11 protein-coding genes are annotated in these 15882 nt (G+C 66.7%); 6 read left to right on the top strand and 5 right to left on the bottom strand.

Features of this window, described 5'->3' with window-relative positions; genetic code table 11:
• Positions 1-191 precede the first annotated feature (191 nt).
• Positions 192-1886, top strand: coding sequence for a methyl-accepting chemotaxis protein (locus ACEN9Q_RS18595; protein ID WP_495625592.1), 1695 nt, complete (start codon positions 192-194; stop codon positions 1884-1886).
• 102 nt (positions 1887-1988) lie between these two features.
• A complete protein-coding gene (locus ACEN9Q_RS18600; protein ID WP_495625593.1) occupies positions 1989-2390 on the top strand; it encodes a PRC-barrel domain-containing protein in 402 nt (133 codons plus the stop codon).
• A 14-nt stretch (positions 2391-2404) separates the two neighbouring features.
• On the opposite strand, the gene ACEN9Q_RS18605 is transcribed toward ACEN9Q_RS18600, so the two are convergent.
• Genes ACEN9Q_RS18605 through ACEN9Q_RS18615 form a run of 3 tightly spaced genes read right to left on the bottom strand, consistent with a single transcriptional unit; the run spans position 2405 to position 9077 of the window.
• Positions 2405-5062, bottom strand: coding sequence for a molybdopterin-containing oxidoreductase family protein (locus ACEN9Q_RS18605; protein WP_495625594.1), 2658 nt, complete (start codon positions 5060-5062; stop codon positions 2405-2407).
• Positions 5062-5790, bottom strand: coding sequence for a 4Fe-4S dicluster domain-containing protein (locus ACEN9Q_RS18610; protein ID WP_056443103.1), 729 nt, complete (start codon positions 5788-5790; stop codon positions 5062-5064). The genes ACEN9Q_RS18605 and ACEN9Q_RS18610 overlap by 1 nt, the downstream gene beginning before the upstream one ends.
• A 56-nt stretch (positions 5791-5846) precedes the next feature.
• Entirely contained in the window at positions 5847-9077 is a 3231-nt protein-coding gene (locus tag ACEN9Q_RS18615; protein WP_495625595.1) for an error-prone DNA polymerase, read from the bottom strand.
• 78 nt (positions 9078-9155) lie between these two features.
• Between ACEN9Q_RS18615 and ACEN9Q_RS18620 the strand changes: the two genes are divergently transcribed.
• Complete coding sequence (locus ACEN9Q_RS18620) at positions 9156-9938, top strand: PhzF family phenazine biosynthesis protein (RefSeq protein WP_495625596.1); 783 nt, start codon at positions 9156-9158, stop codon at positions 9936-9938.
• A gap of 46 nt (positions 9939-9984) precedes the next feature.
• On the top strand, positions 9985-10368 hold the full coding sequence (locus ACEN9Q_RS18625; RefSeq protein WP_056443108.1) for a VOC family protein: 384 nt from the start codon (positions 9985-9987) through the stop codon (positions 10366-10368).
• 2 nt (positions 10369-10370) lie between these two features.
• Here ACEN9Q_RS18625 and ACEN9Q_RS18630 read toward each other — a convergent pair whose 3' ends face one another.
• Positions 10371-10769, bottom strand: a complete 399-nt coding sequence (locus ACEN9Q_RS18630; protein WP_495625597.1) for a VOC family protein — start codon at positions 10767-10769, stop codon at positions 10371-10373.
• A 200-nt stretch (positions 10770-10969) separates the two neighbouring features.
• Between ACEN9Q_RS18630 and ACEN9Q_RS18635 the strand changes: the two genes are divergently transcribed.
• Entirely contained in the window at positions 10970-12298 is a 1329-nt protein-coding gene (locus tag ACEN9Q_RS18635; protein ID WP_495625598.1) for an IS4 family transposase, read from the top strand.
• A 68-nt stretch (positions 12299-12366) separates the two neighbouring features.
• On the opposite strand, the gene ACEN9Q_RS18640 is transcribed toward ACEN9Q_RS18635, so the two are convergent.
• A complete protein-coding gene (locus tag ACEN9Q_RS18640) occupies positions 12367-13335 on the bottom strand; it encodes a threo-3-hydroxy-L-aspartate ammonia-lyase (protein WP_495625599.1) in 969 nt (322 codons plus the stop codon).
• A 126-nt stretch (positions 13336-13461) separates the two neighbouring features.
• On the opposite strand from ACEN9Q_RS18640, the gene ACEN9Q_RS18645 reads away from it, so the two are divergent.
• The gene (locus tag ACEN9Q_RS18645; protein ID WP_495625600.1) at positions 13462-15846 is read left to right on the top strand and encodes a TonB-dependent receptor plug domain-containing protein; all 2385 of its coding nucleotides are present in this window, start codon (positions 13462-13464) and stop codon (positions 15844-15846) included.
• Positions 15847-15882: the final 36 nt, after the last annotated feature.

Genomic DNA, 15882 nt, shown 5'->3' on the forward strand with positions numbered 1-15882 from the left:
GCATGAAGCTGTCACCTGCCGACAACAATATAGCGGTAACAACCGTCCATTTCGGCTAAAAAATTCCCATAAGTAACAAATTTTGCCCCTCCATAAGTAGAATCCAAATCGGGGACAGTGACCGGAATGGCCCCCGGGCCGGGCCGCCGGCCGCGTACAACAATCACGCTTGATCAGTTAGGAAGAATCATATGGGCTTTCTCGCCAACATGAATATCGCGAAACGTCTCGGTGTGGGCTTCGCCCTCGTACTGGGCCTGACTCTCGTCATTGCGACCGCCGCCGTGTGGCGCCTGAATGCGATCGCGGACGCCACTCGCGCGATGATGGCCGTGCCGCTGGCCAAGGAACGCATGTTGACGGAATGGCATATGCAGACGTTCGCCGCCGTGCGCCGTACCGCCGCGATCGTCAAGAGCACGGACCCCAGCCTGGTCGAATTCTTCAAGGCCGACGGCGTCAAGACGGCCACCCGTTCGACCGAACTGGTCAAGCAAATCGAGCCGCTGCTCGACGGCCCGGAAGAGCACGCGCTGTTCAACCGCATCGTCGAACTGCGCAAGGCCTACACGGATTCCAAGGTCAAGGCGATCAAGGCCAGGGCCGACGGCGACGCCGAGGCGGCGGAGCGCATCCTGAACCAGGAATACGTCCCGACGTCGGATGCCTACGAAGGCAAGCAGGGCGAAATGGTCAAGATGCAGCAGGACCGCATCGACGCCATCGCCCGCAAGATCGACAACGCCAACCGCAACAGCGCACGCATGATCATCGTGCTGGCCGGCGTGGCCGTGCTGTTCGGCGCCATCTGCGCGTGGCTGCTGGCGCGCGCCATCGTCGACCCGATCCGCCAGGCCGTCGACGTGGCCGAGAAGGTCGCGGGCGGCGACCTCACCCAGCGCATCGACGCCACCGGCACGGGCGAAACGGCCGCCCTGCTGCGCGCGCTGCGCCACATGAACGACGGCCTCGTTTCCATCGTCTCCCAGGTGCGCAGCGGCACCGACACCATCGCCACCGCGTCGGCGGAAATCTCGGCCGGCAACATGGACCTGTCGAGCCGCACCGAACAACAGGCCGGCTCGCTCGGCACGACGGCCAGCACGGTCGAGCAGCTGACGGGCACCGTGCGCCAGAACGCGGACAATGCGCGCCAGGCCAGCCAGCTGTCGATCGCCGCATCGGACATCGCCGTGCAGGGCGGCGCCGTCGTCGACCAGGTGGTGCAGACGATGGGCGCGATCAACGATTCGTCGAAGAAGATCGTCGACATCATCAGCGTCATCGACGGCATCGCGTTCCAGACCAACATCCTCGCGCTGAACGCGGCCGTCGAAGCGGCGCGCGCCGGCGAGCAGGGCCGCGGCTTCGCCGTCGTGGCGGGCGAAGTGCGCACGCTGGCCCAGCGTTCGGCCGCGGCCGCGAAAGAAATCAAGCAGCTGATCGTCGATTCGGTCGGCAAGGTCGAGGACGGCACCAAGCTCGTCGACCAGGCCGGCATGACGATGAGCGAAGTGGTCGACAGCATCCGCAAGGTGAGCGACATCGTCGCCGAGATCGCCAGCGCCAGCGGCGAGCAGAGCACCGGCATCGAACAGGTCAACCGCGCCATCGCCGAAATGGACTCGTCGACGCAGCACAACGCCGCCCTCGTCGAGGAATCGGCCGCGGCCGCCACTGCCCTGCGCGACCAGGCCGACAAGCTGGCCGAGGTGGTCAGCCTGTTCCACCTCAGCACGCAGGCCGCGGCCGCGCCGAAGGCCGTGGCGGCGCCCGCACGTGCACAGGCACGCGCCGTCGTGCCCGTGCCGGCCCGCGCCGGCGCCGGCAAGCCGGCCCCGGGCCGCGCTGCCGCTGCCGCCGCCGAGGAGTGGGATACCTTCTGAGGCCGTCCGCGCCCCGCCGTGCGCGTGCGTCCGAACTGAACCGCCGGACTCGGGTTATCCTTCTGCTTCCCGACAGGAAGGCGCCAAGGAGAGGAGGCAGAAATGTCCTACGAGGAACGCGATGATTACGGCATGTACAGGAACAAGCACGGCAAGGGGCCCGGCCCCGAACTGATGGGTGCGAACACCCTGATCGGCGACCACGTCCACAACCTCCAGAACGAGCACCTGGGCGTCATCAAGGAATTCATGGTGGACATGCGCACGGGCGCCATCGCCTATGCCGTGATGTCGTCCAGCCGCTTCCTCGGGCTGGGCGAAAAACTCTTCGCCGTGCCCTGGCAGGCGCTGACGCTGGACGCCGAACACAAGCGCTTCACGATGGACATCCCCAAGGACCGCATCGACAACGCGCCCGGGTTCGATACCGACCATTGGCCCGACATGGCGGACACGCGCTGGATGGGCGCGGTGCACGCGTATTTCGGCACGCAGCCGGCCTGACCAGCGCGTGCCCCCTACACCTTGCGCACGCTGCAGACCGTGTCGAACCACGCCTGCATCCCGACCAGCGGCGCCGGATTGACGGGCAGGATGGCGTTGATGTTCACGCCGTTGCCCCTTCCTCCATTGCGCTGATCCCACCACACACCGTTCTTCAGGTCGTCGACGCGCGGCGCCGGGCCGAGGCCCTTGCGCGTGGCGGCCTGGCTTGACGCGTCGAGGACCGCGTCGCGCACGCCCGCGCGGCCCTGCGCGGCGCGGCCGCCCATCTGCCAGCCCAGCGAGTTCGACACGGCCAGCACCTTCGGATGGATGCCGTCGGTGACGAACACGCGGATGCGCGCGTGGCCCACGACCTGCTCCCCGCCGGCCGGTGCCGCCTTGAAGGCGGCGTCGCCCCGGGCGCCCGAATGCGGCCGGTAGGTCGTCAGTTCCACCATGTCGCCGGATTTCACGCCGATCCGCGCGGCGACCTGCGGGTGCATCCACATCGGATTGTCGTGCACGATCTCGGACAGGTATTTCTGCGCCGCCGTGCGGCCCTGCGTGTGCACGTTCCATTTGAAGGTCGTCAGGACGAAGCGGTCGTCGGCCAGCCTGTCGAGTCCCGGCACATGATGAAATGCCGGCATGCCGTCGTCCGCGATGCCCGCCTGCGCGGCCACGTGCGCCACTTCCGGCGCGAGGATCTCGAAGCGGCGCGACGGCGTCGCGAAGCCGCGCATCGGCTCGCCCTTCACCATCAGGCCGACGGCGCGCTCCTTGCCGGCCTTGTCGGCCTTGTCGGCCTTGAGGATGCGGCCGTCCGCGTCGACGCGCGTGCCGGCCAGCTGCTCCGCCGCGAGCTTGCGCCGGTAGACCTCGTAGGTCTTGGGCTGGCTCGTGTCGACGTGCACGCCGTAGTGCTTCATGTAGTCGAAGCCGGACGCGAAGGTGCGGCCGTCCGGCCCCGTCGTCGGCAGCTTCGAACATTGGGTGCGCACGTAGTCCTCGTGCGTGCCGAACGCGAAATACTTCGCCTGTTCCGGCGCGAGGCGCCTGCCGACATTGAACAGCACGTCCGGGAAGGACACGGCTTCGCCCGGCGGCGGCACCATCGGCTGGCGCAGCATCACGTAGTGCTGCAGTTCGAGGTTGTTGCGGATGTCCATGCCCCAGCGTTCGAGATAGGTCGCATCGGGCAGGATCAGGTCGGACCAGTGCGCCATCTCGGAATACACGATGTCCGAGCAGGCGTGGAACGGGATCAGGGTCTCGTCGCCGAGGACACGGGTGGCCGTCGCACGGCCCTCGGGCCACGTCATCGGCGAGACGATCGTGTAGCTCAGGTAGACGTCGAGCTTCGCGCGGCCCTGCTCGAGGTAGTCGTACACGACCTGGCCGACCTTCATCCTCTGCCAGCGGTTCGCCAGCGGCCACTCGGGCGGATCTTCGAGGTCGGTGCGGACCGCGACCTTCGGCGGCGCGGGCTGCGGCGCGGGATACCTGGCCGGCGCCAGCTTTTCCTCGAGCCCGTAGCAATACCCGCCCGGCTTGCCGACCGAGCCGACCAGCGCGTTGAGCATCACGACGGCCCGTTCATTATTGAAGCCGTTGTAGTGGGCGCCCGTGCCGCGGTTGGTGAAGGCGGCGACGGCCGGGCGGGCGCGCGCGAACTCGATCGCGATGCGTTCGATGTCGGCGGCGGGCACGCCTGACTGGGCCTGCGCCCACGCCGGCGTGCAATCCTCGAGCCAGGCGCGCAATTGCGCCTCGCCGGGCTGCACGAAGTCCGCGACGAAGGCGCGGTCGTGCAGGTTCTCGCGCAGGATCACGTGGGCCATTGCCAGCGCGATCGCGCCCTCGGTGCCCGGATGCGGCTGGAACCATTCGTCGCTGCGGCCCGCCGTGTTCGACATGCGCACGTCGAACGTCACCAGCTTGGCGCCGTGGTCGAAGCGCGCCTTGACGACGCGTTTCACCAGGTGCAGGCCGCCCTGGTGCGCCTCGTAGAAATTGGAACCGAAATTCAGGAAGTAGCGGCAACGCTCGGCGTCGATCGATTCCCAGTCGGTCTCGCCCAGGCTCACGTAATTGGCGGCGCGCTTGTTCGACGAACACAGGGCGCGGTGGTTCAGCAGCACGGGCGAGCCGATCGCGTTCAGGAAGCGCGCGAACTCGGACGCGTAGCGCGAGCGGCCCTGGTGGATCGCGACGCGTTCCGGATGCCCGGCGGCGATGCTCTTGCGGATGCGCGCCGCGATCTCGTCGTACGCCTCATCCCACGTGATGCGCTTCCACAAGCCCTCGCCGCGCTTGCCCACGCGCTTGAGCGGGTACAGCAGGCGTTCCGGATACGTGTTGATCGTCGGGCCGCTCTGCCCCTTCGCGCACGTCATGAAGTTGCCGAGGTTCGGGTCGAGCGGATTGCCGCGGATCTTGACGACCTTGCCGTCCTCGACGAAACCCTCGATGCCGCACACGGTGGAGCAGTTCAGGCACACGCTCTTGACCATCGTGGCCTTGCCGTAGTCGATATGGCGCTTGCGCGCCGTGCCGTCCGCGTCGATCGCGTAATTCAGCGGCTCGGCGACGCCCGCGGCGGCATCGCCGGGGGTCAGCAGGATGGTCTCGCCGACGGCCAGCGTGGCCAGCGCCCCGAGGCCGGACTTGAGAAAATGGCGGCGCTCCATCACTTGCCTCCCTTCGTACCGTGCTTCGCGTTGCCGACGGCGGTGCCGTAGTCGGCGCGCAGCTCGGCCCAGGTGTCGATCTCGTAGGTGAACGGATCGTGGTTGCGGCCTTTCGGCAGCTTGTTTTCGACGGCGCGCGGCACGACGGTGCCGATGCCGCGGTAGTGCACGGCGGGCCGCGTGTGTTCCTGCGGCTTGAGCACGGCGAGTTCGCCCTTGTGCTTCGCGTTGAAACGGCTGATGGCGCTGCCCGGGTCGTTCAGGTCGCCGAACGCGAACACGTCGGCGGGACACGCCTCCACGCAGGCCGGCTGCATGCCGGCGTCGAGCCGGTGGCTGCAGAAGTCGCATTTGTCCGCCACCTGCGCCACCGGATCGATGTGGATGGCGCCGTACGGGCAGGCGGCGATGCAGTCGCGCGAACGGTCGCACTTGTCCACGTCGATGCGCACGACGCCGTCAAGCCCGCGGCTGATCGATTCGGTGGGGCACGCCTTGAGGCACGGCGCGTCCTCGCACTGCATGCACAGGGTAGGCAAAAAGGCGCGCCGCAGCGCGTCCTTGCCGGCGGCGTTCTTGCCGTGGAAGTCGTGGTAATAGACCTTGGTGCGGAACATGCCGAGGTAGACCGAGTTCTCGACCTTGCAGGCGACGGAGCAGGCGTGGCAGCCGATGCAGCGCTCGGTGTCGATGGCCAGGCCCCAGTGCGGGCTTTTTTCAGGTGTCATGTCGTGGGTGGAATCGTGGACCGCGCGGGCGCGAAACCCGTGATGATAAACGATCGCTAGCAAAAATCCCGGCTGCGCGCATCCAGCTTGCCCAGCCAATCCGACATGTCGACGAGCCGCTTGGCCACGAGGTGCCGCACTTCCCCTTCGCGCTGCCACACGCCGTACACGCCCAGCAGCGACGCGTTCAGCACTTCGCGCCGCTGCTGCTCGACGAGCTGCGGCCAGACGATCACGTTGATGTTCCCCGTCTCGTCCTCGATGGTCAGGAACAGCACGCCCTTCGCCGTGCCGGGGCGCTGGCGCACGGTGACGATGCCGCAGGCACGCGCCAGCTGGCCGTTCTGGAAGTCGTGCAGCACGTCGGCCGGCAGGAACCGTCTGGCCAGCAGCCGCTCGCGCAGCAGCGCCAGCGGATGGCGGCCCAGCGTGAGGCCCTGCGCGCGATAGTCGCCGACGATCTCCTCGCCCTCCTTCGGCGCGGCCAGGACCGGCACCTCTTCGACGGGCGTCGTGGGGCGCAGCAGGTCCTTGTCGGGCACGCCGCCCGCCGCCTGCCACAAGGCCTGGCGGCGGTGGCCCGCGAGCGGCCCGAGCGCATTGCCGGCGGCGAGCACCTGCAGGTCGCCGCGGTCGAGCTGCGCGCGGCGCGCGAGGTCGGCCACGTCGGCGAACGGACGGATCGCGCGCGCCATCTCGATACGGTCGGCCGCGTCCTGCCCCATCCCGCGCAGCATGTGCAGGCCCAGGCGCACGGCCGGCTGGCTGCGCGCATTGTCGGCACACTGCGCGTCCGGCTCTTCGAGCGTGGACTCCCAGCCGCTCACCGTGATGTCGACGGGGCGCACGTCGATGCCGTGGCGGCGCGCGTCCTGCACGAGCTGGGACGGGCTGTAGAACCCCATCGGCTGGCTGTTCAGCAGCGCGCATAAAAACGCGGCCGGTTCGTGGCACTTGAGCCAGGAGCTGGCATAGGCGAGCAGCGCGAAGCTGGCCGCGTGCGATTCCGGGAAGCCGTATTCGCCGAAGCCCTGGATCTGCTGGAAGATCTGCTGCGCGAACGCCATGTCGTAGCCGTTCCTTTGCATGCCGCCCACGATGCGCTGGTAGTAGTGTTCGAGGTTGCCCTTTCTCTTCCACGCGGCCATCGCGCGGCGCAGCTGGTCGGCCTCGCCGGGGGTGAAATCGGCGGCGAGGATCGCCACCTGCATCACCTGTTCCTGGAAGATCGGCACGCCCAGCGTGCGTTCGAGCGCCAGTTTCATCTTCGGACTCGGATACACGACCTCGTTCTTGCGCTGGCGCCGCTGCAGGTACGGGTGGACCATGCCGCCCTGGATCGGCCCCGGGCGCACGATGGCGACCTGGATCACGAGATCGTAGAACTCGCGCGGCTTCATCCGCGGCAGCATGCTCATTTGCGCGCGCGACTCGATCTGGAACACGCCCACGGTGTCGGCGCGGCAGATCATGTCGTAGGTCGCCTTGTCGCCGTGCGGGATGTCCTGCATCTCGAACGTCGTGCCGTGGCGCAGCCCGACCAGGGCCAGGCAGCGGCGCAGCATCGACAGCATGCCGAGCGCCAGCACATCGACCTTCATGAGGCCCAGTTCCTCGAGGTCGTCCTTGTCCCACTGGATCACGCTGCGGTCCGCCATCGCCGCGTTCTCGATGGGGACGAGGCGCGACAGCTTCCCGCGCGCCATCACGAACCCGCCCGGATGCTGCGACAGGTGGCGCGGAAAGCCGAGCAGGCGCTGGGCCAGCGACGCCCATTGCTGCGACAGCGGCGCGGCCGGATCGAGTCCGCTCTCGGCCAGGCGGTTCAGCAGGTCGGCCTTGCCGTCGAACCAGTGGTGCTGCTTGCAGACCTTGTCGACGATGGCGAGGTCGACGCCGAGCGCGCGGCCGCTGTCGCGCAGCGCGCTCTTGGGCCGGTAGCTGATGACGACGGCCGCCAGCGCCGCGCGGGTGCGGCCGTATTTCTGGTAGATGTACTGGATGACTTCTTCGCGGCGCTGGTGCTCGAAGTCGACGTCGATGTCGGGCGGCTCGTTGCGCTCCCTCGAGATGAAGCGTTCGAACAGCAGGTTGCCCCGCGCCGGATCGACTTCCGTGATGCCCAGGCAGTAGCACACGGCGGAATTGGCGGCCGAGCCGCGGCCCTGGCACAGGATGTCCTGCGAGCGCGCATGGCGCACGATGTCGTACACGGTGAGGAAGTAGTGCTCGTAGCGCATCTCGGCGATCAGCGCGAGTTCGTGCTCGATCTGCCGCTGCACGCCGGCCGGGATGCCGCCTGCGAAGCGCCGGTGCGCCCCGATCCAGGCCTGCTCGCGCAGATAGCTCGCGGCCGTGTGGCCGGGCGGGACCACCTCGTCCGGATATTCGTAGCGCAGCTCCTCCAGCGAGAACGTGCACGCCCGCGCGATGCGGACCGTCTCGTTCAGCGCCGCGTGCGGGTAGATGTTCGCCAGGCGCACGCGCGAGCGCAGGTGCTGCTCCGCGTTCGGCGCGAGCTGGTAGCCGCATTGCGCCACCGGCTTGCCGATGCGGATGGCCGTCATCGTGTCCTGCAACGGCTTGCGCGAGCGGACGTGCATCGTCACGTGGCCGCAGGCGACGATCCTCATGCGGTGCTGCCAGCCGACTTCCTCGATGGTGGTGCGGTGTATCTCGTCGAACGCGCGGTGCAGCAGGTTCAGGCCGATCCACGCGCGGCCCGGGAACGTCTGCGCCATCCACGCGACCTGCTCGTGCAGGCGGTCGACGTCTTCCGGCAGGTGGCCGGGATACGCGGGCAGCAGGATCGCCAGGCAGTCCGGCATGCCGCGCAGGTGGGCGAGGTCGCCCTCGGGCGCGTCGAAGTCGGACGGATACAGCAGATAAGTGCCCTTCCCGCCGCGCGTGCGCCCCAGCGTGATCATCTCGGACAGGTTGCCGTAGCCGTCGCGGTTTTGCGCCAGCAGCACGACCGACGGCCCGCGGCCGCCGTCCGGATGCCGCAGGTGGAAATGGGCGCCGACGATCAGGGGAAGCTGCGCGCGCTTGGCCTCCGCATGCGCGCGCACGACGCCGGCCAGCGAGCACTCGTCCGTCAGCGCCAGCGCCGCGTAGCCCAGCTGCACGGCGCGGTCGACCAGTTCTTCCGCGTGCGACGCGCCCTGCAGGAACGAGAAATTCGACAGGCAAAACAGTTCCGCATAGGCCGGCAAGCCCGCCGCTGCGCCGGCAGCGGGATCGCGCGCGGGCGGCGCTGGACGGGTCGGCGGCGGAAAATCTGGCATGGTAATTTCGCTAAAATGGTGTAGTATGCAATACTGTACATAAACACAGTATAGCCAACGAACCCGACCCTGCCAAATATGCACATCCATTCCTTGCGCTGTTTCGGTGCCCGTCCCGGTACCGGCAACCCGGCCCTCGTCGTCGAAGACGGCGAGCAGGACGCCGATGCCCGCCTGGCCCTCGCGCGCGCGCGCGACACGACCTGCGTCTTCATCGACACCGGCGCCGACGGCGTACTGTCCGTCGATTATTACTATCCGCACAAGCGCAGCCCGCTGTGCATCCACGCGACGCTGGCCGTGGCGGGCGTGCTATTCGCACGCGCTCCGCACGCCGGCACCATCGCCGTGCGCACGGCGGCCGAAGGACAGGAACTGGAACTGGTGCGCGCCGGCGGCGACTATTTCGTCCGGCTGTCCGCGCAGCAGGCAGCGGCGCAGGACGTGACCGCCGACACCGCCGCCGCGCTGCTGGGCGTGCCCGTTGCGTCGCTGGCCACGCCGCCGCGCGTGGCGTCGGTCGGCAGTCCCAAGCTGCTGGTCAAGGTGGCGGACACGGAGGCGTTGTACGGCCTCGCACCCGACCTCGCGCGCATCGCCGCGTGGGGCAAGGACACCGGCATCAATGGCATCTATGCCTGGTGCCGGCGCGACGACGGCACGTTCGAGGGCCGCAACTTCAACCACCTCGACCCCAGGCTGGAAGACAGCGCGACGGGCGTCGCGGCCGGTGCGCTGACGGCACTGCTCGGACTGGGCATGCGGCTGCGCCAGGGCCGCGCGACCGGCGGCGATTGCCTGATCCGCACGCGTACGGAAGGCCACACCATCCTCGTCGGCGGCGCGGTCGAAACGATTTGATTCACAGGTGTCGTACCCCCCAACCCACTGCATCAAGGAGACCGAAATGGAACGAAACGTCGTAGGCTGGTTCGAAATCTATGTGGACGACATGAAGCGCGCCCGCGCTTTCTATGAAGCCGTATTCCAGGTGACGCTGTCCAACCTCGCGCCGGAAGGAGACGCCTCCGGCCTGCAGATGTGGGCATTCACGGGCGACCCGAACGCCGGCGGCGCGGCCGGCGCGATCGTGTACATGGAAGGCTGCAAGGCGGGCGGCAACAGCACGATCGTGTATTTCAGCTGCGCCGATTGCGCCGTCGAAGCGGCGCGCGCCGTCGCGAACGGCGGGCGCATCTTCAAGGACAAGTTCTCGATCGGGCAGTACGGCCACATCGCCCTCGTCCACGATACCGAGGGCAACATCATCGGCCTGCACTCGATGAACTAAGGTCAGGCCTGGGGCGCCATCCAGGCCAGTTCCCAGATATGGCCATCGAGGTCCTCGAACCCGTGGCCATACATGAAGCCATGATCCTGCGGCGGCCGCGGCGCCCGGCCGCCGGCCGCGACGGCTTTCGCCACCAGGGCGTCGACTTCCTCGCGGCTCTCGCAGCTCAGGCAGACCAGCACCTCGGTCGCTTCCTTCGCCTGCACGATGGGCTTGTCGACGAACGTCTTGAAAAACGGTTCCGTGAGCAGCATCGCGTAGATGCTGCCGTCCGCGATCACCATGCAGGCGCCGCTTTCGTTGGTGAACTGGGGATTGAACGTATAGCCCAGCGCATTGAAGAACGCCTTGGATTTGTCCAGGTCCTTGACTGCCAGGTTGACGAAGATCTGCTTGTTCATGATGCCTCCTGCGTGGTGGTGAGCGTGTTGGTGAAAGTGGATGCCGCATGCCTACGACGGATGAGGCATCGCGAAATCGACAACGCCATCAAAAAATTTTTTAGACAACCGGGGTCAGAGCCTAATGCCGTTAAGTTAAGCGGCAAGTTCAGCAACGATCGCTTGTAAACGAGGCCGCGGGCTGTTAACCTGCGGCCTTCATGTTATCTGAATCCTTGCCACTTGTTACTGTCGACTTGGCAGCCCCTGACTGGAGGCGGCTGGGCGAGCATCTTCCCGCCGAGTGGATCGAGGCGGCACTGAACTATTCTGGCAAGGCCAGCATCCGCCAGCGGCGTTTGCCCGCGCAGCAGGTAGTATGGCTGGTGATTGCGCTGGCCTTGTACCGGCACCGATCAGTACGTCAAGTGCTGGCGGAACTGGATTTGGCTTTACCGGACCTGGAGGACCGCTGTGTGACCGATAGCGCCGCAACCCAGGCGCGGCAGCGGCTTGGCGAGGAGCCGCTGGCCTGGTTGTTCGCCGCCTCGGCCCGGCGCTGGCACCAGCAGGATGAGCAGCGGTATCAGTTCAAGGGCCTGCAACTTCTTGCCATGGACGGGACCACACTCAAGCTGGCCGACAGTTCCGAAAACCGGGACCATTTCGGCGCACCGCATTACGTGGGCGACGCCACTGCCAGCTATCCCCATGCGCGTTTGGTCACATTGTGCGTGCTCGATACCCAACTCGTTCTGGCGGCGGGTTTTGGCACTTACCGTCAAAGCGAAATCACCTTCGCACGGGACCTATTGGCGGATATCCCCGACCACTCATTAACGGTCTTCGATCGCGGCTTTCTGGGAGCCGAACTACTCTGCAAGCTCAGCGGTAATGGGCAAGAGCGCCACTTTCTGGTGCCAGCGAAGGCCAACACGCGCTGGACCCTGATCGAAGGCGATGAGAAAGACGGCGTGGTGGAGATGAAAGTCTCAGCTGCAGCACGCAAACGAGATCCGGACCTGCCCGCACACTGGCGCGCACGGGCCGTTCTGACGCCTACGCCGCAGGGGCGGCTCGTTTATCTTTTGACTTCGCTGCTGGACCGTCGACGCTTTCCTGCCGATCAATTGCGCCAATGCTACGGCCGGCGCTGGCAAATCGAGACGAGCTACCGCGAGATCAAGCAATCCATGATGGGCATGGCGCTGAGCCTGCGCAGCCTGAGTGTGGAATCGACCCGACAAGAGATCTGGGGCACGCTTCTCGCGTACAACCTGGTACGCCTGGAAATGGCGCGCACCGCTGAACAAGCCAAGTGCGCCCCTAGTGATATCAGCTTTGTGTTCGCCTTGTCAGCATTTCAATTCGAGATGCAGCATGTCGCGGCCTTGCAGGCCCAAGGAAACATACCTGGCGTCTTGAAACGTATGCGTGAAAGGATGCTACTCGAACTGAATGTCTACCGACCCGGCCGAAAGTTCGACCGGGTCACTAAAGCCAAGCCCCAGCGTTATCCCGAGCGCCGCCTTCGAAAAACCTTAACTTAACGGCATTAGGGTCAGAGCCCGAATTTTGGAAATTGCCCAAAATCGGGCTCTGACCCCGGTTTGGGGCATCACCCGGCCAGGAAGCCGCCCAGCCGCGCCAGGTCGATGTTCCCGCCGCTGACGAGAATGCCGACCTTCTTGCCACGCAAGTCATCCTGCATGCGCCGCGCCGCCGCGAACCCGAGGCAGCCCGTCGGTTCGACGACGATCTTCATGCGCTCGGCAAAGAAGCGCATGCACTGTACCAGCTCATCGTCGGTCGCCGTCAGGATGTCGTCGACGTCGCGCCGGATGATCGGGAACGTGATGTTCCCCAGGTGCTGGGTCTGGGCGCCGTCGGCGATGGTCTGCGGGGTGTCGATGTGCACGATCGCGCCGCTGCGGAACGATTGCTGGCCATCGTTGCCGGCCTCCGGTTCCACGCCATACAGACGGCAATCCGGCGCCAGCGCGCGCGTGGCCAGCGCGGAGCCGGACAGCAGGCCGCCGCCGCCCAGGCACACGAACAAGGCGTCCAGCGGCCCGGTTTCCTCGAACAATTCCTTCGCGGCCGTGCCCTGCCCCGCGATCACGTCCGGGTGGTCGTACGGCGGGATCAGCGTCAGCCCGTGTTTCTGCGCCAGGTCGCGGCCGATCTGCTCGCGGTCTTCGGTATAGCGGTCGTACAGCACGACGTTGCCGCCGTAACCGCGCGTGGCGGCGACCTTGGCGGCGGGGGCGTCCTGCGGCATCACGATCGTGGCCGGAATGCCGAGCAGCTGTGCGGACAGCGCGATGGCCTGCGCGTGGTTCCCGGACGAGAACGCGACGACGCCGGCGCGGCGCTGCTCGGGCGTGAACTTCATCAACGCGTTGTAGGCGCCGCGAAATTTGAACGCGCCCATGCGCTGCATGTTCTCGCACTTGAAATAGACCCGGGCGCCGAACGCCGCGTCGACGGTACGCGAGGTCAGCACCGGCGTGCGGTTGGCAATGCCGGCGATGCGGGAAGCCGCCTGGACGACATCGTCATAGGTAGGGAGCGGAGGCAGGCTCATCCTGTTTTCCTTTCGGGTTGATCGGTGGCTGGCATTCTAATCCTTCCTGTTGTACATATGAGACGTTCAAATGGTTGCCTCCTTGGAAATTCTTTAATATGCAATTTTTCCCTCGGAGCATACCCCTTGAAACTTACCCCGATCCGCCAGTCCATCCTGCTCGGCTTGTACGGCAGCGCGGCCCTGGCTTTCGCGCCGGCCGCCTTCGCACAAAATGCACAGGCCACCGCCGGCACCGACGTCCAGAGCGTCACCATCGTCGGCTCGCGCCGCGTGGGCAACACGTCGTCCACCGATACCCCGGTTCCCGTCGACTACATCCCGCTGACCAAGGCCGCCGAGCAAAGCGGCCAGTTCGACCTGGCCCAGACCCTGGCCAACATCTCGCCGTCGTTCAACTCGACGCGCCAGACGGGCGCCGACGGCGCCGACCTGATCGACTCGGCCGCCCTGCGCGGCCTCGGTTCCGACCAGACCCTCGTGCTCGTGAACGGCAAGCGCCGCCACACGACGGCCCTCGTGAACCTGTTCGGCGCGCGCAACCGCGGCAACACGGGCACCGACATGAACGCGATCCCCGTGCTGGCCATCAAGGACGTGCAGGTGCTGCGCGACGGCGCCGCCGCACAATACGGCTCGGATGCCATCGCCGGCGTCATCGACGTCGAGCTGCGCAAGGACCTCGGTTGCGAGGCCGTGACCGGCTTCGGCGAATACTCCAGGCACGACGGCAAGAACTGGCTGGCGTCCGCGTACTGCGGCGTCGCCCTCGGCGGCGGCGTGCTGGGCATCACGGGCGAATACTACGACCGCGGCCGCTCCAACCGCTCCGACCCGGGCAGCCTGCGCATCATCGGCGATACCAAGTCGAAGAACGAGACCGTCTATGTGAACGGCGAATTCCCCGTCGGCCCGGGCAAGCTGTACCTGACGGCCGGCGCCCAGACCCGCGACGCCTCGTCGGCCGCGTGGGCGCGCGGCGGCGTCGGTTCGGACGACATCCCGTCGCGCAACTCGGCCGCCATGTACCCGGACGGCTTCGTCCCGTTCATCAACGGCGACATCGACGACCGCTACGGCATCGTCGGCTACCGCACCCGCATCGGCGAATGGGCCAGCGATTTCTCGCAGACCTATGGCTACAACCGCATGCGCTACAACATTGCGCACACGCTCAACGCGTCGATCGCGAACCTGGACCTGATCAACGGCGGCAAGGGCGTGAGCCCGTCGCAGTTCGACGCCGGCGGCTTCTCGTTCCGCCAGCTGACCTCCAACGCGGACTTCAGCCGCTTCTACGACGACATCCTCGGCGGCCTGAACGCCGCATTCGGCTTCGAATACCGCAAGGAGAACTACCAGATCTTCGCCGGCGAGCCGGGTTCGTACAACGACGTCGACGGCCTGGGCTTCGGCGGCAATGCCGGCAGCCAGGGCTTCCCGGGCTTCCAGCCGGGCGACGCCACCTCGCGCGACCGCCACAGCTCGGCCGCCTACCTCGACTTCGAGGCGGACATCGCTCCGCGCACCAAGCTGCAGGCCGCGCTGCGCCACGAGAAATACTCCGACTTCGGCTCGACGACGACCGGCAAGCTGGCCGGCGCCTTCAAGGCCACGGACGACCTGCTGCTGCGCGCCTCGGCCAGCACCGGCTTCCGCGCGCCGTCGCTGCAGCAGGTCTACTTCTCGTCCACGTTCACCGACTTCGTCGCCGGCGTGCCGATGGACGTCGTGCTCGCGCCGAACGGCGGCAAGGTCGCCAACGCGGCCGGCATCCCGAAGCTGCATGAAGAGAAATCGAAGAGCTACACGCTGGGCGCGACGTGGACGCCGACGAAGGCCGTCTCCGTCACGGCCGACCTGTACCACATCCAGATCGACAACCGCATCGTGCTGTCGGGCCGCTTCGACGCCGACAACTACCCGGCCCTGGGCGCCACCCTGCAAGCGCTGGGCGTGGGCCAGGCGCAGTTCTTCGTGAACTCCGTCGACACGCGCACGCAGGGCCTGGACCTGACCGCGTCGCACCGCACGACCGTGGGCGGCGGCAAGTTGAACACCTACCTCGCCATGAACTTCAGCAAGACCGAAGTGACGGGCGTGCACGCCCCGGCCGTGCTGGCCGGCTACGAGGACGTGCTGCTGTCCGACCGCGAGCGCCTGTTCATCGAACAGGGCGGCCCGCGCCGCAAGGCCACGCTGGACTTCGACTACACGCTCGGCCAGCTGGAATCGGATTTCCGCATCATCCACTACGGCCCGCAGACGCTGGGCACGTTCGATGGCCCGCCGGTGCCGAACCAGTACTACAAGTCGAAGACGTCGGCCGACCTCGCGTTCACGTGGGCGTTCAGCGACAAGACCAAGCTGACCGTCGGCGGCACGAACATCTTCAACGTGCATCCGACCCAGCAGAATCCGGACGAGACGGACAACGGCTTCAAGTATGAAAGCGTGCAGTTCGGCCTGAACGGCGCGGCGTACTTCGCGCGTCTGTCGCACAAGTTCTGACCGCATGGTGGGCGCGGGGTGCCGGCAAGTGACGGT

Source organism: Massilia sp. Masssp93, assembly GCF_059491295.1.